25 protein-coding genes are annotated in these 25,306 nt (G+C 58.3%); 12 read left to right on the top strand and 13 right to left on the bottom strand.

Features of this window, described 5'->3' with window-relative positions; translation table 11 throughout:
• Positions 1-345 precede the first annotated feature (345 nt).
• Positions 346-777, top strand: a complete 432-nt coding sequence (locus ABDK75_RS09415; protein ID WP_346005678.1) for an OsmC family protein — start codon at positions 346-348, stop codon at positions 775-777.
• A 16-nt stretch (positions 778-793) separates the two neighbouring features.
• Here the strand turns inward: ABDK75_RS09415 and aroC are convergent, their stop codons facing one another.
• Positions 794-1,876 carry a chorismate synthase gene (gene aroC / locus ABDK75_RS09420; RefSeq protein WP_063902980.1) on the bottom strand — a complete coding sequence of 361 codons (1,083 nt, stop codon included), beginning with the start codon at positions 1,874-1,876 and terminating at the stop codon, positions 794-796.
• Position 1,877: 1 nt separating this feature from the next.
• Positions 1,878-2,729 (bottom strand): enoyl-ACP reductase FabI, encoded by an 852-nt coding sequence (gene fabI / locus ABDK75_RS09425; protein WP_015074825.1) that lies wholly within the window; start codon positions 2,727-2,729, stop codon positions 1,878-1,880.
• Positions 2,730-3,020: 291 nt separating this feature from the next.
• On the opposite strand from fabI, the gene pdxH reads away from it, so the two are divergent.
• From pdxH to ABDK75_RS09460, 7 genes are all read left to right on the top strand, one after another.
• Positions 3,021-3,623 (top strand): pyridoxamine 5'-phosphate oxidase, encoded by a 603-nt coding sequence (gene pdxH, locus ABDK75_RS09430; protein WP_086634064.1) that lies wholly within the window; start codon positions 3,021-3,023, stop codon positions 3,621-3,623.
• Between the two features lie 42 nt (positions 3,624-3,665).
• Positions 3,666-4,550: a universal stress protein gene (locus ABDK75_RS09435; RefSeq protein ID WP_046899585.1), complete on the top strand. Its 885-nt coding sequence runs from the start codon at positions 3,666-3,668 to the stop codon at positions 4,548-4,550.
• 75 nt (positions 4,551-4,625) lie between these two features.
• On the top strand, positions 4,626-5,336 hold the full coding sequence (locus ABDK75_RS09440; protein WP_346005679.1) for a polysaccharide lyase family 7 protein: 711 nt from the start codon (positions 4,626-4,628) through the stop codon (positions 5,334-5,336).
• Positions 5,337-5,407: 71 nt separating this feature from the next.
• On the top strand, positions 5,408-7,255 hold the full coding sequence (locus tag ABDK75_RS09445; protein ID WP_346005680.1) for a glycosyltransferase N-terminal domain-containing protein: 1,848 nt from the start codon (positions 5,408-5,410) through the stop codon (positions 7,253-7,255).
• Positions 7,252-8,235: a tetraacyldisaccharide 4'-kinase gene (lpxK, locus tag ABDK75_RS09450; RefSeq protein WP_346005681.1), complete on the top strand. Its 984-nt coding sequence runs from the start codon at positions 7,252-7,254 to the stop codon at positions 8,233-8,235. The genes ABDK75_RS09445 and lpxK overlap by 4 nt, the downstream gene beginning before the upstream one ends.
• Positions 8,232-9,146 carry a lysophospholipid acyltransferase family protein gene (locus ABDK75_RS09455; protein WP_346005682.1) on the top strand — a complete coding sequence of 305 codons (915 nt, stop codon included), beginning with the start codon at positions 8,232-8,234 and terminating at the stop codon, positions 9,144-9,146. The genes lpxK and ABDK75_RS09455 overlap by 4 nt, the downstream gene beginning before the upstream one ends.
• Positions 9,147-9,310: 164 nt before the next feature.
• Complete coding sequence (locus tag ABDK75_RS09460; RefSeq protein ID WP_174694759.1) at positions 9,311-9,694, top strand: hypothetical protein; 384 nt, start codon at positions 9,311-9,313, stop codon at positions 9,692-9,694.
• Between the two features lie 116 nt (positions 9,695-9,810).
• On the opposite strand, the gene ABDK75_RS09465 is transcribed toward ABDK75_RS09460, so the two are convergent.
• Positions 9,811-11,091 carry a penicillin-binding protein activator gene (locus tag ABDK75_RS09465; RefSeq protein ID WP_346005852.1) on the bottom strand — a complete coding sequence of 427 codons (1,281 nt, stop codon included), beginning with the start codon at positions 11,089-11,091 and terminating at the stop codon, positions 9,811-9,813.
• Between the two features lie 149 nt (positions 11,092-11,240).
• Between ABDK75_RS09465 and rsmI the strand changes: the two genes are divergently transcribed.
• Positions 11,241-12,074: a 16S rRNA (cytidine(1402)-2'-O)-methyltransferase gene (gene rsmI, locus ABDK75_RS09470; protein ID WP_046899856.1), complete on the top strand. Its 834-nt coding sequence runs from the start codon at positions 11,241-11,243 to the stop codon at positions 12,072-12,074.
• Between the two features lie 3 nt (positions 12,075-12,077).
• Here rsmI and ABDK75_RS09475 read toward each other — a convergent pair whose 3' ends face one another.
• From ABDK75_RS09475 to ABDK75_RS09485, 3 genes are all read right to left on the bottom strand, one after another.
• Positions 12,078-12,710 (bottom strand): outer membrane lipoprotein carrier protein LolA, encoded by a 633-nt coding sequence (locus ABDK75_RS09475; protein WP_346005683.1) that lies wholly within the window; start codon positions 12,708-12,710, stop codon positions 12,078-12,080.
• A gap of 127 nt (positions 12,711-12,837) precedes the next feature.
• On the bottom strand, positions 12,838-14,214 hold the full coding sequence (locus ABDK75_RS09480) for a glutamate--cysteine ligase (protein WP_346005684.1): 1,377 nt from the start codon (positions 14,212-14,214) through the stop codon (positions 12,838-12,840).
• Between the two features lie 75 nt (positions 14,215-14,289).
• On the bottom strand, positions 14,290-15,030 hold the full coding sequence (locus ABDK75_RS09485) for a 16S rRNA (uracil(1498)-N(3))-methyltransferase (RefSeq protein ID WP_346005686.1): 741 nt from the start codon (positions 15,028-15,030) through the stop codon (positions 14,290-14,292).
• Between the two features lie 36 nt (positions 15,031-15,066).
• Between ABDK75_RS09485 and ubiA the strand changes: the two genes are divergently transcribed.
• Positions 15,067-15,978, top strand: coding sequence for a 4-hydroxybenzoate octaprenyltransferase (ubiA, locus tag ABDK75_RS09490; protein WP_346005687.1), 912 nt, complete (start codon positions 15,067-15,069; stop codon positions 15,976-15,978).
• 5 nt (positions 15,979-15,983) lie between these two features.
• Positions 15,984-16,652: a 50S ribosomal protein L11 methyltransferase gene (locus ABDK75_RS09495; RefSeq protein WP_346005688.1), complete on the top strand. Its 669-nt coding sequence runs from the start codon at positions 15,984-15,986 to the stop codon at positions 16,650-16,652.
• Here ABDK75_RS09495 and ABDK75_RS09500 read toward each other — a convergent pair.
• The 5 genes from ABDK75_RS09500 to ABDK75_RS09520 all read right to left on the bottom strand — a co-directional run bounded on the left by ABDK75_RS09500 (position 16,621) and on the right by ABDK75_RS09520 (position 23,128).
• Positions 16,621-18,009 carry an MFS transporter gene (locus ABDK75_RS09500; protein ID WP_046899597.1) on the bottom strand — a complete coding sequence of 463 codons (1,389 nt, stop codon included), beginning with the start codon at positions 18,007-18,009 and terminating at the stop codon, positions 16,621-16,623. The two genes, ABDK75_RS09495 and ABDK75_RS09500, sit on opposite strands and share 32 nt — an antisense overlap.
• A gap of 6 nt (positions 18,010-18,015) precedes the next feature.
• Positions 18,016-19,428 carry a sugar porter family MFS transporter gene (locus ABDK75_RS09505; protein ID WP_346005689.1) on the bottom strand — a complete coding sequence of 471 codons (1,413 nt, stop codon included), beginning with the start codon at positions 19,426-19,428 and terminating at the stop codon, positions 18,016-18,018.
• 184 nt (positions 19,429-19,612) lie between these two features.
• Complete coding sequence (gene der / locus ABDK75_RS09510) at positions 19,613-21,004, bottom strand: ribosome biogenesis GTPase Der (protein ID WP_046899857.1); 1,392 nt, start codon at positions 21,002-21,004, stop codon at positions 19,613-19,615.
• Between the two features lie 4 nt (positions 21,005-21,008).
• Entirely contained in the window at positions 21,009-22,403 is a 1,395-nt protein-coding gene (locus ABDK75_RS09515; protein WP_099210287.1) for a PQQ-binding-like beta-propeller repeat protein, read from the bottom strand.
• On the bottom strand, positions 22,403-23,128 hold the full coding sequence (locus ABDK75_RS09520; RefSeq protein WP_046899600.1) for a tetratricopeptide repeat protein: 726 nt from the start codon (positions 23,126-23,128) through the stop codon (positions 22,403-22,405). The genes ABDK75_RS09515 and ABDK75_RS09520 overlap by 1 nt, the downstream gene beginning before the upstream one ends.
• A 109-nt stretch (positions 23,129-23,237) precedes the next feature.
• On the opposite strand from ABDK75_RS09520, the gene ABDK75_RS09525 reads away from it, so the two are divergent.
• On the top strand, positions 23,238-23,540 hold the full coding sequence (locus ABDK75_RS09525) for a hypothetical protein (RefSeq protein WP_046899858.1): 303 nt from the start codon (positions 23,238-23,240) through the stop codon (positions 23,538-23,540).
• 7 nt (positions 23,541-23,547) lie between these two features.
• Here the strand turns inward: ABDK75_RS09525 and ABDK75_RS09530 are convergent, their stop codons facing one another.
• Together ABDK75_RS09530 and ABDK75_RS09535 are read right to left on the bottom strand one after the other, a co-directional pair.
• On the bottom strand, positions 23,548-23,928 hold the full coding sequence (locus ABDK75_RS09530; RefSeq protein WP_046899601.1) for a hypothetical protein: 381 nt from the start codon (positions 23,926-23,928) through the stop codon (positions 23,548-23,550).
• Between the two features lie 45 nt (positions 23,929-23,973).
• Positions 23,974-25,293: a dihydroorotase gene (locus ABDK75_RS09535; RefSeq protein ID WP_346005690.1), complete on the bottom strand. Its 1,320-nt coding sequence runs from the start codon at positions 25,291-25,293 to the stop codon at positions 23,974-23,976.
• Positions 25,294-25,306 lie beyond the last annotated feature (13 nt).

Here is a 25,306-nt window from a genome sequence, read left to right on the forward strand (position 1 = left end):
GTGTCCATCGTCACGTCATGAAGTGTCATTGCGCTCTGCTCCGGCAGTCTGATTTTTTCGATTTGATGACCCTCCAATTCCACACCCGCGCCCGTCACTGCAAGCGAACTCTTCTCTTGCAAATTGGAAAGAGCTGTGAATTTGGAGTCATCCATATCTAGGGGCATAAACGATCCACACCCCTATATATTGGGGCAATCGCAGAAAACCGCCATAGGTTCCCATTCATCCCCAAGGGGGCTTTTCCTGAGTGGCATCACAACCACACCACACGGTTTTTTCACGGCAACGTTTCCTGTCTGGTCACGTTGGAGACAGCATCCCCAAACACGCGGAGAGCGTCTCATGACCATCAACAAGAAAGCTTCGGCCCACTGGAGCGGCACCATCAAGGAAGGCAAGGGCACCATCTCAACGCAGAGCGGCGCCCTTCAGGACCAGCCTTATGGTTTCAACACGCGATTCGAAGACAAGCCCGGCACCAACCCGGAAGAACTGCTCGGCGCAGCCCACGCCAGCTGCTTCACAATGGCGCTATCTCTGATCCTTGGTGATGCTGGCTTTACAGCCGACTCCCTCGATACGGAGTCGACAATTTCCCTGGATAAGGTTGGCGATGGCTTTGCCGTCACGAAGGCCCATCTGACGCTTCGTGGTGTGGTTCCGAACGCGACCGAGGCCGACTTCTTGGATGCTGCCAACAAGGCCAAGATCGGCTGTCCGATGTCCAAGGTTCTCAATACAGAGATCACCTTGGACGCCAAGCTTTCCAGCTAAAGCCTGAAGGCTGGGATCAGTTATCCCAGCCACACTGCGCATGATTACGCAGCAGATGGTCTGCCAGAACGCAGGCCATCATGGCTTCCGCCACAGGCACGGCACGGATACCGATGCACGGATCGTGTCGTCCCTTGGTGCGAACCTCCACCGAATCCCCTGCACTATTGATGCTCGGCACGGGCGTCAGGATTGAACTGGTTGGCTTGATGGCAAAGCGAGCCACGATCGGTTGCCCCGTGGAGATACCTCCCAGGATACCGCCCGCATGGTTCGATGCGAACTGCGGCCCTGGTGCGATCGGATCAGCATTTTGCTCACCGCGAAGAGCCGCGACGGCAAAACCATCGCCGATCTCAACGCCCTTCACGCCATTGATGCCCATCAAAGCACCAGCGAGATCAGCATCGAGCTTCCCATAGACTGGCGCGCCAAGACCCGGCGGCAGGCCTTCCGCAACAACCTCAACAGTCGCCCCGATGGATGAGCCATCCTTGCGAATGGAGTCGAGCAGCTCTTCCCATGGACCAACGCTTGCTGCGTCCGGACACCAGAGCGGGTTGCGCTCCACTTCGTCCCAGTCCCAGCGGGTTGGATCAATGGTCTGACCGCCAATCCCTGTCAGAGCCGCGCGAATCTTCACGCCTTCCCCGACCAGTGTTTTCAGCAGCACACGCGCGACAGCACCCGCCGCGACACGCATGGCCGTTTCACGCGCAGACGAGCGGCCGCCGCCCCGATAATCACGGATGCCGTATTTCAGATCGTAGGCGATGTCCGCATGACCCGGACGGTAGCTCTGGGCAATCTCACCATAATCTTTCGACCGCTGATCGGTGTTCTCGATCATGAGCGAAATAGGCGTGCCGGTCGTCTGGCCTTCAAACACCCCCGACAGTATCCGGACCTGATCCGGTTCCCGACGCTGGGTCGTGAAGCGGGACTGCCCCGGCCGACGGCGGTCGAGCCAAGGCTGGATGTCCGCTTCGGACAGCTTCAGGCGGGGCGGACAGCCATCCACGACGCAGCCGATGGCTGGTCCGTGGCTTTCACCCCAGGTGGTGACGCGAAAGAGTTGCCCGAAGCTGTTGTCTGACATGTCAGTCCCCGGAGCTGACAGCGGCGATGTCAGGAGCTGCCGGGTTCTTCATGCCAACAGTATGGTAGCCGCAATCCACATGATGGATTTCGCCCGTCACGCCGCTGGAGAGGTCGGAGAGCAGGTACATGCCCGAACCACCAACGTCCTTCAGGGTCACGTTACGCTCCATCGGAGCGTTGAGCTGGTTCCAGCGCAGGATGTAGCGGAAGTCACTGATGCCATTGGCCGCCAGCGTCATGATCGGGCCTGCGGAAATACCGTTCACGCGGATATCGTCACGGCCGAGATCAGCGGCCATGTAACGCACGGAGGCTTCAAGAGCAGCCTTGGCAACGCCCATGACGTTGTAGTGGGGCATGACGCGCTCGGCACCGAGATAGGTCATGCTCAGGAACGAACCACCAGCATTCATCATGGCAGAAGCGCGACGGGCGACGGACACGAAGGAATAGCAGGAAATGTCCATGGCTTGGAGGAAAGCATCACGCGGCGTGTCGATGTAACGCCCGCGCAGGTACTGCTTGTCAGCAAAAGCAATGGCGTGAAGCACGAAGTCAATCTTGCCCCACACCTTTTCGATTTCATCGAACGTCGCATCGATTGCTGCATCATCGCTGACATCACACGGCAGAACCAGATCAGAGCCAACGCTTTCCGCGAGGGGACGCACGCGCTTGCCAAGAGCTTCACCTTGATAGGTGAAAGCGAGTTCCGCGCCCTGTGCAGCACAGGCGCTCGCGATAGCCCAAGCGATGGAATGCTTGTTGGCGACACCCATGATAACACCGCGCTTGCCCTTCATGAGGGTGCCGGTCACGGGAGCCGGGATGTTGTCTTCTGTTTCAGACATTGAAGGTTTCCTGAATCGCGTTGGCGTGTTAGCGCCGTGGTCGCACAAGAGATGCCAGCAAACAAGAGTAACACGACACTCAATGCCTCTTGGACGGCAGTTTCCAGCCGTAGTGTGGATTTCAGGCCCATGAGGCAGGTCAAGGCAACTGCTCCTGCTTCCTCTATATAATGCCTCTGACGCCATAATTCGGAGCCGGAACCTGACAGGGTCTGTTCCGGGACCCGGACAGAGCCGCTATGGTTCTCACATCGCCCTTTCGGGCTGTCCCCGCTGCTTCAGGAGACTTCCATGCCCTCTCTGCCCCTCATCGATCTGACTTCTGATCCATTTGCCCTGTTCGCAGCCTGGATGTCAGACGCAGAAGCGTCTGAGCCCAATGACCCCAACGCCATGGCCGTTGCAACATCCACGCCAGATGGCCACCCTTCCGTTCGCATGCTGTTGCTCAAGGGCGCGGACGAGCGCGGGTTTGTCTTCTATACCAACGTGGAGAGCCGCAAGGGTGGCGATCTGCTGGCCAATCCGCATGTCGCTCTGTTGTTCCACTGGAAGTCCCTGCGTCGGCAGATCCGGATCGAAGGACCGGTTACGCAGGTCAGTGACGAGGAAGCAGATGCTTATTTCGCCAGCCGGTCGCCCATGTCCCGGCTGGGGGCCATTGCATCTGACCAGTCACGCCCTCTGGATGAGCGCAGCACCTTTGAAGAGCGCCTGAAGGCCGCAGAAGAAAAATATGGCAATGGCCCTATTCCACGCCCGAACAACTGGACAGGTTTCCGCGTTGCTCCAGACGCCATAGAGTTCTGGCAGGACCGGCCTTTCCGCCTCCATGACCGAGCATTATGGACTCGTGATGGATCTGAATGGAACGTCACGCGTCTTTATCCGTAAAGATAGAGAACACCCTTTTCCCAAGGTGGGGAGCCTTACGTTATGCTTATCGAAATCAAGAACATCCTTCTCCCCCTCACCGGGGCCGACGATCTGGATTCAGTCATGTCGGTGGCCCTGGATTTTGCCCGTCGTTTTGATGCACACCTGTCTGCTGTCGTTGTCGGATCAGATCCGACCGAAGTTGCCACACTCGCTGGCGAAGGCATTTCTGCCGGAATGGTGACGGAAATGATTGATGCGGCGGCCACGGAAGCTCACCGCCGCGCCATCAGGATCCGACACAGCTTCGACAGCTTCGTGCATAATAACGGACTTCGCCGCGTCGAAGCCTCGAAAATCGGCATGTCCATTGGCGGTGGTGTCAGTGCCAGCCTCGAAGTGCTGGACGGCACGGAACATGATGCCCTGACATGGCGCTCACGTCTGGCAGACATGACGCTCGTGCCCAATCTCATTTCAGCCACTGACCCGCGCGCATCAGAAACACTGCATGCCATTCTTTTTGACAGTGGGCGTCCTCTGGTCATTGCTCCGCCAATTGCTCCCAAAACGGTAGGCAGCCGCATTGCCATTGCCTGGAACGGAACGCCCGAGTCTTCGCTTGCACTCCGCTGCATCCTGCCATGGGCGCATACCGCGGAAGGCGTTCAGGTTTTGACATGCCAGGAATATCAGCGTCGCGGCCCTACGGGCGACGATGTTGTCCGTTATCTGCGTCTGCATGGCATTTCCGCTACGACACGCGCCTGCGACCCCATCAATAAGGATGTCGGTGCTGGCCTGTTGAAGGGGGCTGAAGATTTTGGCGCCGATATGCTGAGCATGGGGGCCTACTCCCACTCCCGTCTTCGCCAGATGATTCTGGGGGGCGTGACCCGTCATATTCTTGAGAACATGAAACTCACGGTTCTCATGAGCCGCTAATCATGCGTCCTTTTCGGGAGTTCTGCGTTGAAACAGTCATCTGACGTCACAACCAGCCCCCCGGAAGGACACATTATGATCTCCCGACTTGCCGGCCCCGCTTTTTGCCTGAGTGCTCTGATCGCCATGCCGGTGCATGCCATGGATGTGCCGCAAGCGCCGGACATTTCGGCTTTTACACTTCAGGAGCCTGCCAAGCGTCTGGGCCTGCATCTTGTTCCGTCCACGACACTCAACTCTGGCTACAACACAGCTTTTTATTTCCGTGATCAGCAGACAGGTGCCCTGACGCTCACGACTGACGGCCTCCAGCCAGTCATTCGTGGAAAGGTCGCTCCGGAGACTCTTTTGCGAGAAAATACCGCTTGGTATTTTCAGCAAACGAATTCTGACATGACGGCAACTGTGCACATTGACCACCTTCCACGAAATGGAAAAGTGGTCATTGGCCGTCTGGCAAGCACACAGCATCCAGTGGCGGAGCTAAGTGTTCAGGGCGACCGGGTCTTTGCACTCGTGGATAATGGCACATCCAAGCAGAGCGTTGTGGTCGGCACGGTTTATCCGCATCAGACCATTCGCTATGAAATTCATACGTCTCCGAATGGTCTGATGCGCATCATCGTCAACGGAACAGAAAATCACTTCTCATTGCCCTCTGCCGCGATAGCACAGGGTGTATGGTTCGAAGCCGTGGCTGGCGAACAGGGTTGGCACGCGCCAACTCACTCCGATATGGCCCGGGTAACCTTCACCGGCCTTCAGGTTCATCACGAAGCAGCCTGACAGTCTGTCACAAAGTTTTGCGAGCGCCATCTGACCATGCTACCCGACTGCTCATGATATCGCCCGCTCGCATGATCCATGTCTGGTTAGGTGCCTGTCTGCGCTCCACCCACTGGAATGTCGGAGGCACCAAACAGGCCAGAGCGCTTCTGACGCAAGCTGATCAGGGAACAGTTCTTGCCCTCTGGCACCGTTCCCTGACACTGGCTCCAGCGCTTTGGTTCTGGGCCCGGGCGATCGAACCACGGGTGAAGCTGCGGGTTCTGATTTCCCGCAACGCGGATGGACGCCTTATCGCCGACGCTATTCGTCCGTGGGGAATCATTGGCATTCATGGCTCCACCTCTCGCAAAGGGAAGGACAAAGGCGGCGCGGCGGCACTGAGAGTCGCTCTTCGGGAACTGAAGCAGGGTGCCTTTGTCGCCATTACTCCAGATGGCCCGCGCGGCCCGGCAGAAGAGGTGCAGCCGGGCATTCTCGTGCTATCGCGGATTTCCAGACGCCCCATTATTCCGCTGGGTATGGCCTGCAACAGCATTCGCCTGCCCTCGTGGGACGGCCTTACATTCCCACTCCCCTTTGGGCGCGGGTCTGTCGTGGTGGGTGAACCGCTTCTTGAACCGGATACCGAGACGCTCCGTGTTGCACTCAATGCCGTTGCGGAGCAGGCGGAAGCTAACGTCCGCAATCAAAATCTTTCCGTCATGGATCGGTTGTGGGGGGGCGTAGGTAGCCTTCTGGCTCCTGCTCTGACGATCATGCTGCGGGTACGTCTGAAGCGAGGACGGGAGCTGCCAGACCGCCTTCGTGAAAGAATGGGGCTCGGGGGCGGTCATCGCCCTGAAGGTACACTTCTCTGGATACATGCTGCCAGCGTGGGGGAGACCCTGTGTGCGCGACCATTGCTTGATGATCTTCTGGAGAAACGCCCAGATCTGCATGTCCTGTTTACAACTGCCACGGTGACGGGCGCAGAAATTGTCAGCCGCCATCCAGAATTCGGGCGCCGCGTCTCTCATCGTTTTATTCCTCACGATGTGCCGCGCTGGTTTGGCCGTTTTCTCAAGCGTTGGAAGCCGGACGGTGCTGTCTTTGTAGAAAGTGAACTCTGGCCCGGTATCATTGCCGCCTGCTACCGCAAGGCTATTCCCGTCATGCTGGTCAACGGTCGCCTCTCGGATCGCTCGGCTCGCCGTTGGAAAAAAGCCTCAAGCCTGACTGGACGCATGTTTTCTCGCCTTTCCTGGGTTGCAGCCCGAGGCCCGGAAGATGCGGCACACTTCCGCTCCCTAGGCACACAAGCCGTTTATGAAGATGGAGACCTCAAACAGGACGCTCCTCCTCTGTCATGCGACTTCGCTGAATTGGAACGCCTTCAGGCCGTGATTGGAAATCGTCCGGTTTTCGTCGCGGCTTCGACTCATCCTGGTGAGGAGGAACTGGTTCTGGCAGCAGCAACACTCGCCAGAGAAAAACAACCCGACCTTCTGACGATCCTCATCCCCCGGCATCCAAAACGCGGCGAGGAACTGGCTTCGCGCTTTGATCTGCCCCGGCGATCCGTTGGGCAGGAGCCGAGCAACAAGACTCATGGCTGGATTGCCGACACATTGGGGGAACTGGGCCTGTTCTACAGACTCGCGAATTGCTGCTTCCTGGGCAACTCTCTCGCGGGGAAAGGCGGTGGCCACAATCCTTTCGAACCACTTCGCCTGGGCGTTCCGACTGCAACCGGCCCTCTTATGGAAAACTGGCGGGAAGCGGTTAACCTGCTGCACGATTATCTTCACATCGTTAAGGATGTCGATAGTCTGAGCCAGTGGATCACTGAACCTCATGTCACGCCTTCACCCACAGTGCTTCAGCGCTCCGTGGTGTCCAGACTAAGCCCCCGCATTCTGGAGACACTTGAACGATGAGACTACGGGCTCCGCGATTCTGGTCCGTCCCGAGGGTAGGCCCTGCGGCATTCATGCTGCGCCCTTTGGCAGGAATCGCGACCCGTTTGACCCGTCGCCGTATGACCCGCGAAGGTTACCGAGCCGTAGTCCCGGTACTATGCTGCGGCAACGTGACTGCTGGGGGCACGGGAAAAACACCCCTGACACTGGATCTGGTCCAAAGACTGAAAGATCGTGGACATTCTCCGCATATTCTCAGCCGCGGTCATGGTGGCAGAGAGAAAGGGCCGCTGGAGGTCAATCCGGGACGTTCGAGCGCCCGTGATGTTGGCGATGAGCCTCTTCTTCTGGCAAAAGCCGCGCCAACATGGGTCGGAGCAGACCGGGCCCAGACCGCGAGACTGGCGATTGGCCAAGGCGCTGATTGCCTTGTGATGGATGATGGTTTCCAGAACCCGGGCCTTCACAAGGATCTGTCGATACTGGTCGTGGATGGTGCCGTGGGGTTTGGCAATGGGCAGGTTATGCCCGCCGGTCCTCTGCGTGAACCGGTGCTGGATGCTCTGAAGCGCGCGCAGTGCGTGGTCGTCATTGGGGAAGACCGTCACGGGCTGCTGCTCACCCTTCCCCCATTTCTGTTCAAAGCTCAGGCCAGACTGGTTCCGGGCCCTGAAATCCGCGGTCTGCAAGGCCGGAGAGTTGTCGCTTTCGCGGGGATCGGCCGCCCCGATAAATTTTTCACCATGCTGCAGGACGCAGGCGTTTCCCCTGTTCGCTGCCTTCCCTTTCCGGATCATCATGCCTACTCGGCCAATGACATCCAGCGCCTTGAAACGCTGCGTCGGGAATCCGGAACCACGCTCGTGACCACAGCCAAGGATGCGGTCAAACTTCCTCCCGCTTTCCGGGCGCAGGTCACCGTCATCAACGTTGAGCTTCTTTGGGCGGACCCAAAAGCGCCGGACTATATTCTGGATCTTCTGTTCCCTCACTCATGACTTCAATTCCACATCGGGCGGAAGCCCTGCTTGTGCGCGTCCTGCTGGGCTGGCTGCGCATTCTCCCCTCTGCGGCCGCGTCCACACTGGCTGGCTCTGTCGCGCGCCATATCGGGCCTCTTATTCCCGTTTCCAGAGTGGCCGACCGAAACCTGCAACTGGCCATGCCACAACTGACCAGGGAAGAGCGGCGCGGTATCGTCAAAGACTGCTGGGAAAACCTGGGACGCACCGTGGCGGAGTTTCCGCATGTGGGCCGATTGAAACAGAACACGCCGACCGGCCCAGGATGGCGTGTTGAAGGATCGGAATATCTGGAAGCCGCACGCGCAACAGGGCGCCCGGTCATTTTCTTTTCCGGCCATATTGGCAACTGGGAACTCATGCCCCCGGTCGTCGCGCGATTCGGTATGCCCTTTGCTTCCTTCTATCGGGCAGCCAGCAATCCGATTGTAGATTCCATCATCCACGCCCTCCGCCGCCGAGCTATGCGCATGGATGTTCCGATGTTCCCCAAAGGAGCCCGTGGAGCTCGCTCTGCGCTGAAGCACCTGTCTCACGGCGGGCATTTAGGCGTGCTTGGCGATCAGAAAATGAATGATGGCATCGAGGCCAGTCTTTTCGGTCGTCCCGCCATGACAGCCTCTGCAACCGCCGTGTTTGCCCTGCGGCATAAAGCCTTGATTGTAACCGGACATGTGCGCCGTGAAGGGCCTGCCAGACTGGTACTCGTTGTGGATCCCCCCATTGATCCACAGCCTACCGAGAATCGTCAGGCAGATGTCCTGAAGCTGACACAGCAACTCAATGATCGGCTTCAGGAGTGGATAGAGCAGGAGCCCGGCTCATGGCTCTGGCTTCACCGGAGATGGGACAAGGCGCTGTATCGGAATATGACAACAACATGTTGAGCCATGCAATTTTTGCATGGCAGGTTTGTCACAGTGGGGAAAGTTTATGTCGCGGAAAGGGGTTTTGGCGTCATTTTAGATTGTGAAAGGGGCCGTTTGGATTTTAGCCTGACCTTATCGCAATCCACGGGCTCCCCCGCCCCGCTCTGATGAGGACTTTCCTGATGGCGCAGGCAACTCCCCTATACGATCTTTCACCCGTTTCGATGGGCGGTAATGTCGTGACGTTGAGGCAGGGTGTTCTCCCTCGTCATCGCGAATATCTGTCGCGGTGGCTGGAAGCCGGAATGCGGATGGGTCTCTTCGATGCAGAAATCACACCGACGGATTCCGGGGTCACGAATTTCGATGGAACGACACCCATTGAGCATGTTCTGGTCTGGGTCCGTGAGAACCCGGATCCAGCCTACATGCTCCGCCCGCAAGGGATGCGCTGGGTCCTGATCGATCATCTGCGCAATCATGAACTGGGCAGCTATGCCAGCTTCGAGCTGGCTCTTCACACCATTCGCCCGGTTCTGCCGCTGGCCGAGACCTACGCAGCCTGATCTGCGCGGTCAGGATTCACCCCTGACACGCCAGTTGGCTTTCAGGAAAAGCCATAAAAAAACACGCGCCAATCGCCATGGACGCGTGTTTCTGTTTCTGAACCAGTAATATTTTCTCAGCTTGGACGGGCCGCAATGTCCCGTGATGCTGGAACAACGATGCGGGCACCACCGCCACGCTGAATCTGGAAAATAGCCAGCGCGCGCGTGACATGACCGTCGGCGCGCAGGCGGAACAGGCCATCCACACCCATATAGCCGTCCGGACGGGTCAACGCCTGAACGGTCGGGCCTCCCTGCTTCATCAGGTTGCCGGCAAGAGCTGCGGCATCATAGGCGAAATCCGTCACAGGTGATGGCGCCTGATGATAAACCGCCTTGTATTGGACCACGTACCCATTGCGATCCTTGGCATCGGGCGCAGCATACCAGGCACCATGCAGGGCACTGAGCTTGCCATCGAATGCCTTCCAGAGTGCTGGTCCCATGATCTGCACCTGATCTGACGTCACTTGGTCAGCGTGTAGCGCAGTGATGATGCGCCCTAGCTCCACACCGGTATCTGCCAGCAGAAGAGCGTCAAACGGAGGGGGCGGCACCACTGGCGCAGCAACTGGAGTTGCTGGCGGCTGCGCAGGCGTTGTCGAGTCGGCAGGCGAATCGGCCGTAGGATCAACAGCCGATGGACCGGTCGGCGTCGAAACCACAGGTGCCGGCGGCTGGCGATTGGCAATATCTGAAAGGGATTTCAGGCCATCGTCGATGGTTTGCGCATCCATGGAATGGAAAACGATCTGCGGATCTTTCAGGCCGTCATCCCGGCAGGCCCGCTGTAGTCCTTCCGCCATGGCATGCCCCAGCGCGCTATCAGGCAAAAAGGCTGCAAAGTTCTTACGGCCCGTTGCACGTGCAGCATCCACCATCCGGCGAACCTGCTGCTCCGGTGTCAGGCCCATCACCCAGACGCCAGGACGAGCCTGTGTGGAATCGCTTGTGAACGCCAGAACAGGCTTGCCTGCTTCAATAGCCAGCGGCGCAAGAGCCGCAGTTTCTGTAGCCGTTAGCGGCCCAAGGAGCATGGCATCGCCACGTGTCAGGGCGTCATGGGCAGCCTGAGCTGCGCCACCGACGGCGTTACTGTCATGAACGTCCAGCACAGGCGAGCCTTGTGAAGACAGAGCCAGCTTGGCTGCATCACGCATTCGCGCACCGATGGCACCGTAGCGTCCCGTCAGGGGAAGGATAAGGCCAACGTCATGCGCACCAGGAGCCTGGCCAGAGCCGGGAATTCCACCCACGCCAGATGTCAAAGAGGAGTTTCCGCCGGAGCAGGCGGCCAGCGTCAGGAAGGTTCCTGCGGCCAGCCCAGTGCTTACACCCTTGCGCAGACGGCTCATCGGTCCAGAATAGACCCTTGAGTTCGTCACCGAGGATGCAGATGTCCGAAAAGTCATGTTCCGCTGAAACTCCCTTGAGCGATACGGCTGAAACGTTAACGGCCGCCCCGCCTTCGGAGCATGGCCCGAGAGTGGGGGGACAACTGATATTGGTTGCGACGCCGATCGGCAACCTGGCCGATATCAGCGAGCGCGCGATTGAAGCCTTGAACAGTGTTGAAGCTATTTTATGCGAAGATACACGCGTTACGGCAAAATTATTGATGTCGCGCAACATCTCCACTCCCACACGAACGCTTCACGATCATAACGAACAGGATCGCGCACCGTTCTTTGTGGAAAAAATGGTGGCTGGTGCCAGCTTTGCCGTGGTGTCAGACGCAGGTACTCCCCTTGTCTCGGACCCGGGCTATCGGCTCGTCCGGGCAGCTATCGCGGCTGGCGTTCATGTTACGGCCATTCCGGGTCCAAACGCTGTCATCACGGCTCTGACTCTTTCAGGCCTTCCCCCTCTTCCCTTCATGTTTCTCGGCTTTCCAGCCCCACGAAGCGAAGCCCGCAAGACAGGCTTCGCGACGCTTCGGGCCGCAGAACAGGCTGGCGTTCGTTCCACACTGATCTGGTATGAGGGGCCGCACCGACTTGTCGAGACACTGGAAGATCTGATCACCGTCTTCGGCCCTGACCGTGAGGCAGCGGTTGGCAGAGAACTGACAAAACGCTTCGAAGAGATGGTGCGGGGAACGTTGGCGGAAGTGCTCGCCCATTTCCAGGACACTGCACCGCGGGGTGAGATTACACTCCTGATCGGCCCCTCAGCAGAGGACGACAGCGGGGCAGACGATCTGGATACGCATCTCCGCGAAGCGCTGACCAGTCATTCGGTGAAAGATGCGGCCACTCTCGTGGCAGGAATTATCAAACTGCCCAAGCGCACGGTTTATGCCCGCGCACTGGAGCTTTCCCGCGAAACAAAGGACTGAACGTCAGTCCTCAGACTTCGGGAGCGTGAACAGAGATTGGGATACGCTCCCGCCAGTCCTGATGTCCGACAGTGCGATGCGCGTTGTTCGGCCCTGTGCATCCACGACTTCCCACCCCAAAAGAGCAAGTGGCGCTTCGGAGAACATGAGGGTCAGATTCCCCTCACCCGGGCTTTCTGTTTTTTCAACCTGAAGGTTGATCTGACCGTTCTTACGCTCAAATCCTGTTACCGTGACATCTCCTGAAAGCTTCAGATCAGGCCGTAGCAGCAGACCGAGGGGAGTACGGTCCAACGGTATAACTGTTACCTGTCCGACGCTCCGATCCTGAAAAACGACCTTGCCATCATTGGCGACAAGAAGAAGCGGGCTGGGACTGTCATAGTCGAAGCGCATGCGCCCCGGACGATCAAGCATGGCTGTCCCGGCAACAGCTTTCCCATCTGGCGCAATTTGTTGAAACCGCGCCTGAAGCGTTGTGATCTGCGCCAGCGTATCCTGAACGCGCGCAACCCAGCCCTGATCCACAGGACGGAGTTGTGCGGGAACGGCCTGAGCCATGGCAGGGAGCGGAAGAGCTGCTACGGATATGAAAGCGCTGGCTACAGCCGCGCGGAAGAAAAGACGGTTCATCATGCCTCTGGAACTGCCGATCAGGTCACGGGTTGCAAAAAGCTTCGCACCTGCATTCCATAACGTGTTCCTGCACAAACCGGAAACTGATCGCAGCAGGGCTTAACGCCCTACTCCAATACGTCTGACGTCAGATCGAGGCTTCGCGGAACAGCGGCTTCACATTTCCGCCCCATGCACCTTCATACAGGGCAAGCCAGTACTCAGCCTGGTTGGGGCCACCATCTGCAATCAGATGCAGCGGATCCAGAAACTGTGCTTCGTTGCGAACACGGGCACGAAGTCCCTGCTCCGCGAGAGCCACAACGCGCTTTGCCAGCGCTTTCAGGCCACCGGGGAAGTCAGCCTGCATGCCCTTGGCAGGAACATCCGCACGGAGTTGCTGATAAACCTCCCAAGGCTGTTCCAATACCAGCTTTTCAGCGGCTTCCAATGTTGCAGCATCGTAGAACAGGCCAACCCAGAGCGCAGACTGGGCAACCATCATCTCCGGACGACCGGCGTCCGCGCCACGCATCTCAAGGAACTGCTTGAGGCGCACGTCAGGAAAAACAGTCGTGAGGTGATCCTCAAAATCACCAATCGTCGGCGTCAGACCGTCCAGAGCAGGCTGCGCACTGCCTTCCAGCCAACGCCGGAAGGAGCAGCCGCTGGCATCAATGTTTTTCCCGTCCCGAGCGACAAAATACATCGGCACATCCAGCGCCCAGTCCACGTATTTCTCGAAGCTGAAATCTTCTGCGAAGAACAGAGATGGCTGCCCTGAACGCTGATTATCGGTATCCGTCCAGATACGGGCGCGATTGGAAAGGAAGCCGTTTGCTTTGCCTTCCACAAAAGGCGAATTCGCAAACAGAGCCGTAGCCAATGGCTGAAGCGCCAGCGATACACGCATCTTGCGGGCCATATCAGCTTCATCACCGAAGTCCAGATTGACCTGTACGGTGCAGGTCCGCGTCATCATATCCAGGCCCAGCGTGCCAACCTTGGGCATATAACTGCGCATGATGGCGTACCGACTCTTGGGCATCCACGGCATTTCGTCGCGCGCCCAGAGCGGCTGGAAACCAAATGGCAGAAAGCCCAATCCGAGTTCAGCAGCAGGACCGCGGATCAGATCGAAATGCTCCTGCATCTCGCTCTGCGTTTCCTGCAAAGAGACAACCGGCGCACCAGAAAGCTCGAACTGTCCAGCGGGCTCCAGAGAAATGGACCGCCCTTTCTGGCTGTTCTGCCCTGCCAGACCGATCAGCGCCTCACCATCGTGGATCGGAGCCCAGTCCGGCCCCTCCAGTTTCCGCAACAGCGCACCAATACCTTTGGGTTCATACTGAGGCGCTGACAACGGTGTACGCCCATCATCCTGCCCCGGCAGTACAAAGCCGAACTTCTCGTGTTCGGTTCCGATCTTCCATTCGGACCGCGGCTTGGAGCCCCGTTCCAGAACCTCGACGAGCTGCGCCCGATTCTCGATCGTTGCGCTATTAGACGTGCCGGGATTGGACATGGCGGTTTTGCCTCGATTTGCGATCGTTGTTCGATATTAATTGAACTTGTAGCACCTCAGACTGTCCTGTCACCCTCAGGCGCCACGACGCAGTGCAAGTCGCGCTAGTCCGGCGCAGACAGCCGTCTCGGCGCGCAGTACCAGCGGCCCCAGTGTCAGCGCATGAACAGCAGGATGCTTCTGAAGCATCGCCACCTCCGCATCGGAAAAGCCACCTTCAGGCCCAATGAGAAGCGCAGACGCGACCAAAGGACCATCCGCCCCAGGGCGTCGCTCAAGAGCCGCAAACAGCGGCTTGTTTTCAGGCCATTCCGCAAGAACGGATTTCAAGGGCTCCAGCGACTGGATTTCAGGAATATCCAGCCGCTCGCATTGTTCAGCGGCTTCACTGGCAATCAGGGCAAGGCGGTCGAGGTTCAGACGGTGCGTGTTGGTTCGTTCGGTTACGACTGGCCGAAAACACGTCACCCCGAGTTCAGTCCCCATCCGAATAACGAGTTCTGTCGCATCACGCTTGAGGGGCGCAAACAGCAGTTCCACGCCCTCTGTGACCTGAGGTGCGCGCTCTCGCGTTCCCAGCCGCACTGTCCCTTTGTCTTTTCGCAAGGTCTGGATAATGGCATTCCACTCTCCATCTCGCGCATTGAAGACACGTACCGGATCTCCAGTACTCTGCCGCATGACATTGCCAAGGTAGTGGGCCTGACTGGCGGGAAGAGGAAGTTCCAGCCCTTCCATAAAGGGAATATCCGGCACTTCAAGATAAAGACGGGGATCAGATCGGCTCATCCTTTTCCGATAGCGCGCAACAGCCATTGACGGAAGCGCATCTGCCCCTCATCACGTGCTTTGATGAGTGAAACCCGCCCCCATACCGATATCAGCCTGACAGGCTGGACCGGCCGCCTGCCTGAACCATGGCGGTCCTACGCACTTTTGGCCCGACTGGATCGCCCGGTTGGGACATGGCTGCTGTTTCTTCCTGGGGTTTGGGGATTATTCCTTGCACCGGATGCGCCACTCGGACGCCGCCTTGTCTACACGGCCCTTTTTGCGTTCGGCTCACTCGTTATGCGCTCTGCCGGATGCGTGGTGAATGACATCTGGGACCGCGATATTGATGCCAAGGTTGCCCGAACCGCGGGCCGTCCGCTTGCCAGCGGTGCGCTCTCCCTGAAGCAGGGCCTTAAGCTGCTGGCCTTTTTACTTCTGTGTGGTCTGGGCGTTCTGGTGTGCCTGCCCCGCGCATGCTGGCTTCTGGCACCCTTTGCTTTGCTGCTTGTGGCGCTTTACCCCGCGGCAAAGCGTGTGACGTGGTGGCCACAACTCGTTATGGGCTTCACGTTCGGTTTTGGTGCGCCCATGGGCTATGCCGCAGCAGGGGGTGGCCTGGATGGAAATGGCGCGCTGCTGTATGGCGCTGTCATCCTTTGGCAACTCGGCTTCGATACCATTTATGGCTTCCAGGACATGGAAGATGACGCCCGGATCGGTGTTCGCTCCACGTCTCGCCTGATGGAAAAGCGCGCTCAGCCCTTTATTGCCACCTGCTACAGCCTGATGCTTCTGGCACTGGGACTCGTCGCCATTCATGCCCATCTGCATCTGGGATTCTGGCTGTTCTTCCTGATTGCAGGTGGCCTCCTTCTCCAGCAGGCCCGCACGCTGAACCCATACGATGCGCCAAACTGCCTGCGACAATTCAAGCAGAACGTTCCAATCGGTTTCCTTCTGGCTCTGGCCTTTATCTGCGGAAGACTTTGAACATCATGTCAGTCAGACTGCAGGACCCCGCGGCATTTATCCGCGAGAATACGGCGGTCGAAACCGCCAGACTTGTTCCCGAAATTCCCCTGCATCTGGCAACAGACATCACCCCCATCTGGCAGGCCAGCGAAGCCTTCCTTGAAGCGCACGGTATTGAGCCCCCGTTCTGGGCGTTTGCATGGCCAGGTAGCCAGCTTATTGCGCGATATATTCTGGATAATCCGCAGCGCGTTGAAGGCAAAAGAGTTCTGGACGTGGCGTGTGGGTGCGGATTAGCCGCCATTGCCGCCGTAAAAGCGGGTGCGTCCACTGCTGCGGCCAATGATATCGACCCCATGGCTCTGGAAGCAACGGCCCTTAACGCTACGCTCAATGACGTGACAGTAGCGCTCTGTACGGGCGATCTTGTCAGCTCGAAGCCGGACTGTGATCTGCTGGTGATCGGAGACGTCTGTTACAACGAGGCTATGGCTGCACGCATCATGCCATGGCTGCTGGAATGTGCCCGGCACTGCGAAGTCTGGCTCTGTGATCCGGGGCGCCATTACGCCCCCAAGCTGGATCTGGACATCCTGATTCAACAGAACGTCCAGACCACTCAGGAGTTGGAAAGTACCGATCAGCGAACGACGACGCTCTTCAGTCTGCGAGGTATTTCCGCCCAAGACTGAGGGCAGATCCCGTTAGCGCGGCGATCATCGCGCCTCCAAGGCAGATGAAGGCTGGATGCGGGAAGATCGTGAAAAGAGCTGCGACGAGCAGCGCACCCGTCGTCTGGCCACCCAGTCGTGCGACGGACAGCATGCCACTCGCCCCACCTTCCCGCCCAGCCGGCGCAGAGACCATGATGGCCCGATTGTTGGGTGGCTGGAAAAGCCCGAACCCACATCCGGCCAGAAGCGTCCGCCACGCGATCGCAGCGTTGCTTGCGTCCAAGGGCAGCAACCAAAGCAACATAAAGCCGAATGCTGTCAGGAGCAGTCCGAGCGAGGAGAGAACTGAAGCGGGAAAGCGGTCAGCAATCTTTCCAACAACAAAAGACATCACCGCGACGCCAACAGCCCAAGGCGCAATCAGCAATCCAATCGTGGAATCTCCACGATGAAAAGCCGATGCCAAGGTGAATGGCATGGCGACGATGTAGAGGTTGGAGGCTACAAAACCGAGAAACCCGACCAGACACGCCAACAGAAAAGGCCGCCGCGCCAGCAGATCCACCGGGACAATCGGCTCACGCCGTCCCTTTTGGTACCGCAGAAGCAACCACCAGCAGATGATGCCCGCTCCCGTGAGCAACGATCCTGGTAGAAAATCGCCGTGCATCAGTCCGTCCAACCCGATGCCAAGCAAAGCGAAGGACGCTACAGTCAAAAGGGAACCCGGAATATCTGCCTGCGTCTCGCTCCGCGGTGTCTGTGGCAACGCGAAATGGGCCATGACGAGAGCGGCAAGCGCGAGTGGGAGATTGATCCAGAAAATCCAGGGCCACGTCGCGACCGAGAGGACGATCGACCCAATTGTCGGGCCAAGAGCGACGCCAATCCCAACAAACAAACCGTTCAGAGCAATGCCCTTACCAAGCTCTGCGTGGGGATAAATGAAGCGTACGAGCGCGATATTCACGCTCATGATGCAGGCGCCACCCACACCTTGAAGGGCGCGCGCCAATGTCAGTTCCAGCAGGTTCTGGGACAGGGCACAGCCAACGGACGTAATAAGGAATAGAAAAATCCCAATCTGGCTCATGCGAGCAAAGCCTACTCGGGAGCCAAAAGACGCGAGTGGGAGCAGGCAGGACAGATTGGCGAGCTGATAAGCGTTCACCACCCAGATCGCCCGAGAAGACGGGGCATTGAGATCATGGGCAATGGAGGGAAGCGCCACGTTTGCTATGGCGTAATCCAGAACGGAGAGAAGCAGCCCGAGAAGAACGGCTGACATGGCTTTGGCACGCTGGGCTCCGTAGAGCCCAGCGTGCCGTTGAGGGTCGACGCCGAGATCACTCTCATCCGCCGCCTTGGCTTTCATCACGATTTAACGTCCCAGATTTCTAAGTTTCTTGCCCGAAAACAGATTGGCCTCAATCGTCTCCAAAGAAACACCTTTTGTTTCCGGAACCATCATGAGCGTGACGAGAACAAAAAGTCCATTGAACGCTGCAAACATAATGAATGTTGATGCTGCGCCCATAGCCACCATGATCATGGGGAAGGTCTTGGAAATGGCCCAGTTTGCAGCCCAGTTCGTAACCGTTGAGCAGCCAATTCCAAAATCACGTCCGCGCGTTGGCTGAACTTCGGAGCACAGCGTCCAGACCAGCGGCCCCTCTCCGATTGCGAATCCAGCGACGAACAACAGAACAAATCCACACAGTGCAATCTGTGCCTCAAAGCTCGACGCGCCCACGGCCAGCAACGCACCTACGCCCAAGAGCGCAAAACCCGCGATCGCGCAGCTTAGAATAAGCAAAGGACGGCGCCCCCACTTGTCCACGCAGGCAATGGCAACACCCGTCAGAATCATATTCGTCAGACCAACGAGGGTCGTGGCCCAGATGGACGCGTTGACCCCGAAATGAGCGGCCTGAAAAACCCGCGGCGCATAATACAGGAGCGCGTTGATACCCGTGAGCTGCTGCATGACCTGCAGAAGCATTCCGAGATAGACGGAGCGCCGAAAGTTGGGATTGCTCCGGAAAAGGCCAAAGCCAGCGTCGCTGCTTTTGTGAAGACGCGCCTGAATATCTGCAAGCTCGGCTTCTGCCACTTCTTCGTCGGACCGAAGGCTATTGAGCACGCGACGCGCATGATCCTTGCGTCCCTGCATCATCAGCCAGCGCGGGCTGTGTGGCAGGATCAGGACAATGCCCAGAAACAGGGTGGCAGGAACAGCCATAATCCCCAGCATCCAGCGCCAATGCTGACCTGTTGCCAGCAGGCTGTCAGACACGAAGGCCAGGAAAATCCCGAGCGTGACCATGAGCTGATAGAAGGAAATCATGGAACCGCGCGCAGATTCCACCGTAATTTCAGAGATATAGAGAGGAGCGGCAAACGCAGCCAAACCGACAGCAAGGCCCAGGAAAACGCGCCCGACAATCAGCACCAGAGCAGAAGGCGCCAGCGCACACAGTAGCGTTCCTACGAGGAACAGAACCGCAGCCACGAGCATGGCTCCTGTCCGACCATAGCGGCTGGAAATCCGACCGGCAGCGAGAGAGCCGAATGCCGCCCCCGCCATCATCGAAGATACGATCCACCCCTGCAGGGCGTCACTCGCGTGAAAATCTGTAGCGATAAAGGGCAAGGCGCCAGCAACAACGCCGGTATCGAGACCGAACATCAGACCAGCGAGAGCTGCCATGATGCCCAATGCCGTGGCGCGCGCCGTGCTGCGTTGAGGCTCTCCTGAAGAGCCTTCACTGCGAACCGCAGCAATCCCGACCATAATCTGTAATCCTCATCTCTAACTCAGGCCTGATGTAGGGCTTGGCGGCTCTTCTAGGGCCGAACACCATGCACCGCCATAGGCTGACGAAGGATTAGGTATACGAAAATGGGGAGTTTTGCAGTCCTGTGAGAAGATTTTGTTCCGCTATGCGTTCATTGCATAACGGAACAAAAAACAACTCTTACTTATCCGCGTAAGGATTTGTCGTCCCGCGAAGCTGAATACGAATGGGCACACCAGGCATATGAAATGTCTCGCGCAGCCCGTTCACCAGATAGCGCTTGTACGCATCGGGCAGCATTTCTGCTCGGGTACCGAAAAGAATGAATGTCGGCGGACGAGCCTTCACCTGCGTCATATAACGCAGCTTGAGGCGGCGTCCATCAACCAGAGGCGGCTGATGACGGTCCAGCATTGCTTCGAACCAACGGTTCAGCTCACCCGTCGTGACACGTGAATTCCAGACTTCGTACGCTTTCCGGACAGCCGGAAGAAGACGGTTAACGCCAGCCCCCGTCAACGCCGAGAACGTGACGACCGGGATGCCACGAACCTGAGCAAGGGACGTCTCGATCCGGTCTGAAATGGCCTGACGTGTAGCAACGCGGTCTTCAACAGCGTCCCACTTATTGAGAGCCAGAACGCAGGCGCGGCCTTCCTTCTCAATCAGACGGGCAATTTGAAGATCCTGCTCGTGCACACCCAGTGTGGCATCGATCGTCAGCACAACGACTTCTGCCATTTTCAGCGCTTCGATAGAGGCGGAAACAGACATGCGCTCAAGATGCTGCTCGACACGGGCGCGCTTACGCATTCCTGCCGTATCAACAAGCTTGATCGGGCCATGTTCGTCATGCAGATCGACGGAGATCGAATCGCGGGTCAGACCGGCTTCGGGGCCGGTGATCATCCGCTCTTCACCGAGAAGGCAGTTCAGAAGCGTGGATTTGCCGGCGTTCGGGCGCCCAACAATCGCCAGATGAAGCGGGCCAGCCGGACGTTCTTCAGGCTCTTCGCCCTCTTCCGGCTCCTCGTCACGACGACGACGGCGCTCCTGCTTTGGAGCACCGGGAAGACGATCGACGATCTCTCCCATGAGGTCACTGATGCCCTCACCATGCTCGGCAGATAGCGCCAGTGGCGTGCCCAGACCCAGCGAGTAGGCCTCCAGTGCGGAATTGGTCCCAGCCTGCCCTTCTGCCTTATTGGCAATCAGCAGAACCGGACGGTTCTGACGACGCAGCCAGTTGGCAAAATGAGCGTCAGTTGGCGTGATACCGGCGCGGGCATCGATGCAGAACAGCACCAGATCTGCCATGGAGACGGCAGATTCGGATGATGCACGCATACGACCGAACAGCGTGTCCGGCGCAGCTTCTTCAAGGCCCGCCGTATCAATCACACGGATGCGGCGACCGCGCATGTGGGCTTCGCCCTCCTTGCGGTCACGCGTCACACCGGGCTGATCGGAGACGAGCGCCTGACGACGCCCGACAAGCCGGTTGAAAAGAGTGGATTTCCCGACATTCGGGCGCCCGGCAATAACAACTACGGGCAGATTCTCAGAGGTCATTCGTTCAGCCATAGGCCCGCAGAACAGCATCCTGGGACAGCGTCAGAACCAGACCGTCACAGACGATCGGCTGAACCTGGCATGGAGCCGTGGTTTTACGGGTCGATTCAATTTTGCCGGTTACGGCATCAACAATCACCATGCCTTCCTGCGGCAGGGTAGAGAAACAGACCAGCTTGCCGTTTACGAGCAAAGGCCCCACCCACTGGATGGCGTCCTTCTGCACTTCCTGTCGGCGGAAGCGGCGAAGCTGGGTAATCCAGCGTACGTGGCCGGACAGACGGTCCAGACAGGCAAGCTGCTGATCGGTGGACAGGACAAACATCCAGTCACCGCAGATTGTCAGGGGCGTCTGGCCACTGACTTCGCGCTCCCACAAGCGACGTCCGGAGCGCATATCCACAGCCACAAGAACGCTGGACATGGAAATGGCATACGCCGTGCCGTCCTTGATGACCGGAGCCCCGCGGATGCAGGAGAAATCCAGCATGGCGCCCATACCGTTGGCACCGCCAAGGCTATCGCTCCACACCATTTCACCAGAAGCCGCACGCAGCGCGACGAGGTCGCCACTGCCGAAGCCTGCCAGAACCACACCATCTACGATTGCAGGAGCAGCCTGCCCGAAGATGACGGTGTCCGCACCCGTTGCCTGATATGTCCAGACCTGTCGGCCGGTTGCGGCTTCAAGTGCGTAAAGACGCTCGTCAATTGTCCCGAAAACGACAAGACCATCGGCAATCGTAGGGGCTGAGCGCCCGGGTGTGCCGAGATCGACAGCCCACTTGATTTTGCCACTGGCAGCATCGACGGCCAACGCCTGCGCAACGCCATCCACGATGTAGAGGGTCTCTCCATCAAGTGCGACACCGCCGCCAATATTGGTGGAGCGGGACTTTTTGGGAGCCGGCTGATGGGACCAGAGCTGCTTCATGCCCGGCCATGTCCACGCCTTCACCACACCCTGTGCATCTGTGGTGAAAATCCGACCATTCCCGATCACCGGCGGGGACTGAATGGCCCCGCGGCTGTTCGGCATGATCGCCACCATGGACAGGAAGCTCGTCGGGTTCACCTCGGCGCCGATAGAGCGGCTCCACTTGATGTCCGAACCGTTCCAGACAGCATTGACGGCAACATGGTCCGGCGTACGGTCAGGCTGAAGCCATTCCGTCACGGACTGCGGTGCAGACAATGTGATGGGCGTATGATCTTCCGGATCAACGGTCAGACCTGCCCCAGTGGAGAGCACGTCAACGCGATGGCCGGCCAGCGTGGGCTTCTCATCATCGTTAAACAGGCTGCATCCACCCATCGCAGTCAGAGCGGCGCCGGAACAGGCAACACGCAGCATCGAACGGCGGCTCATGGGCGCAGAAGAACGGTCAGGACGGCGCATTAACCAGCGTCTCCAAAAGTTTCGAGAAGAGCCTGTGCACGCGCACGAGCCCCTTCAGGTGCAGATACACTTCCAACAATCTGCGTCAGAAGGCGACGGGCTTCTTTCTGCTGGTCAGCTGTCGCATCCGGACGCAGATCCAGAGCAACCAGACCTTCCTGAGCCAAAGCTGACCAGGCGCCACCATTCTGCGCAAGCGCTTCATAGCCGGGACGCAACGTCTTCGGGTCCGCCGTGTTGGTCTGAGCATTCAGGACCATGTAACGGGCCATGTCCTTCAAGGCAGGCTCAGCGACAGAATCGGACGCGACACTGTTCCAGGCCTTCAAAGCAGATGCCAGATCATGATCCTGCATCTTCAGATCCGCCAGACGCAGCGCTGCATAAGACCGCACGCCAACAGGTCCATGATCTGCCAGATCCTGAAAAACCGTCTCGGCTTTCTGCGTGACAGTCTTGTCGTGCTTGGGATCAGCCAGCGTCTCAAGTGTATTGAAATACTGAGCTGAGGCAGCCTGCTGGGCCTGCTTCCGGGCGTGATTCTGCCACTCCCAGACACCGCCGCCAATCGCTCCCACGACGACGACACCTGCCACAACAGCACCCCATCGGCGCGCAGCTGCCCGTAGGCGCTGAAGCCGAATTTCCTCGTTCACCTCTGTGATGAAATCGTCCGCCACCTGGTCCCCTGCTGGATCGGTCTTGTAAAGTTCTGGCGGAACCATACAGGCGCCGCACGTTTGCGGCAAACGCTTCGCTTGAGAAGCTGTTACCGAAAGAAACCGGCCGTCAATTTAGGGCTTCCTTAACCCCTGCCGCATGATGCTGCCAAACATGAAAAAACCAGCTCTGCTTCTATCGCCGGTTCTGATGTTTTGCACACTGTGCGGCTGCGCGCCGGACCGGATTGCCTCTGCCATTACCGGAAAAGATTGCAATACGGCCTATCTGTATGATGACGAAAGCTTCTGCTCCCGCCCGGTTGGTCCACCCCCGCCCCAGCCATACTGCACCACCAGCTTTGAAGGTACGGATTGCTGGGCCAGGCCGGACCTGATGCCGAATGTCGCGCGCCAGACCTATGAAGGCCCGACTTCTCTAACGCCACAACAGAATCAGGTGCGGATGGGCCAGTGAAAACCCGTCAGTGATGACCGAGCTTACGTCCCGCGGCAGTCAGCTCGGAAGAAAGCTTCTGGAATGATCCCGCGATGTGAGTCTGAACGGCCGCACTGGCAGAATGAATTCGTGAGATTTTAGCGCTGGCTTCCTGGCTGATGGCCGTCTCTTCACGGTTGGCCTGCCCTGAAACGCATGCGTTATAGGCCCGCGCTTCTTTTTCGTAGGCTGTCACTCGGTCCACGCTCTCGTTGTACTGGGCAACAGTCCCAGCCTTCACGGCCGGAGCGTCCGGCTCGGCACCACATTTTGGTGCGCTCCAACCGGATTCGGCGGCACTGGCTGTTCCAAAGGCGAACACGGACAGAAGGGACAGGCCGCAGAATGCGGCGACGGGGCGAATCATAAAACTCTCTTTCATGGTCGAAGCGTCGCGCGCCCTACGCCCCGATCAAGGCGCAAATTTGGCAAACCGTCCCGTCGCTTCACCAATCACCTCGTCGTCCTGCATGACCACCGTTCCACGCACGATGGTTGCCATTGGCCAACCCCTCACATGGGTTCCGTCAAATGGCGTCCACCCTGCAGGCGAGACGATCCAGTCATTGGTAATTTCCCGCTGTGCTTTCATGTCCACAAGCGTGAAATCTGCGTCGAAACCAACAGCCATGCGGCCCTTGGTCTGAAGACCGTAAACACGCGCTGGCCCGGCGGACATCAGATCCACCAGACGTGCCAGTGACAGACGACCTGCATTCACATGATCAAGCATGACCGGAACAATGGTCTGGACACCAGTCAGGCCAGCCGGGCAATTCGGCCAAGGACGTTTCTTTGCTTCCAGTGGATGCGGCGCGTGGTCCGAAGACACAACATCGACACGACCGTCCTGAATAGCCTTCCAGCTTGCCTCGTAGTGATAGCGATCCCGCAACGGCGGGTTCATTACGGCAAGCCCACCCAGCTTTTCATAGCATTCCGGGCCAACCTGCGTGAGGTGATTGACCAGCACTTCTACTGTTGAAACATCCCGAAAGTCAGCGAGATATTCCAGCTCTTCGGCTGTAGACGTGTGGAGGATATGGGCCGGCCGACCCGTCTTGCGGGCAATCGCCATGATGCGGCGCGTTCCCAGAAACGCACATTCCACATCCCGCCAGACACTATGTGTGGCGTAAGGCTGGCCTTCATGAAACATCGGCTTACGTGCCTGAAGACGGTATTCATCTTCGGAATGAAAGCAGACACGACGGTGGCCCGAACGCATGACGGCTTCGATGCCTTCGTCGTCCTCGATCATCAGGTTGCCGGTAGAAGACCCAGCGAAAACCTTGATGGCACAGACGCCTGGCTGCTGCTCCAGCATGGCGAGGTCAGGCGTGTTGTCACGGGTCGCCCCGATGTACATGCCAACATCAACATGAGCGACATTGCTGATGTGCTCGCGCTTCCAATCCAGCATCGCCTTGTCCGTAACGCTAGGCGAGGTATTCGGCATATCGAAAACTGTTGCGACACCGCCCAAAGCTGCCGCGCGCGTTCCGGTTTCAAGAGTTTCCACCGCAGCATTTCCGGGGTCACGCAGGTGAACATGGCTATCGATCAGGCCCGGCAGGACATGCAGCCCCGTCGCATCAATCACCCTTTCAGCTTCATCGTCGTGCGAAACTGACAGAGAAGCGATGCGGCCGTTTCGGACACCCAGATCCGCCTCCGCTTCTCCCCACGGGAATACGCAGCGGCCACCCCGGATAATCAGATCGTAATGCATGGTCTGTCCTTGT

This window comes from Gluconobacter sp. OJA (assembly GCF_039638325.1).
Lineage (GTDB): Bacteria > Pseudomonadota > Alphaproteobacteria > Acetobacterales > Acetobacteraceae > Gluconobacter > Gluconobacter cerinus.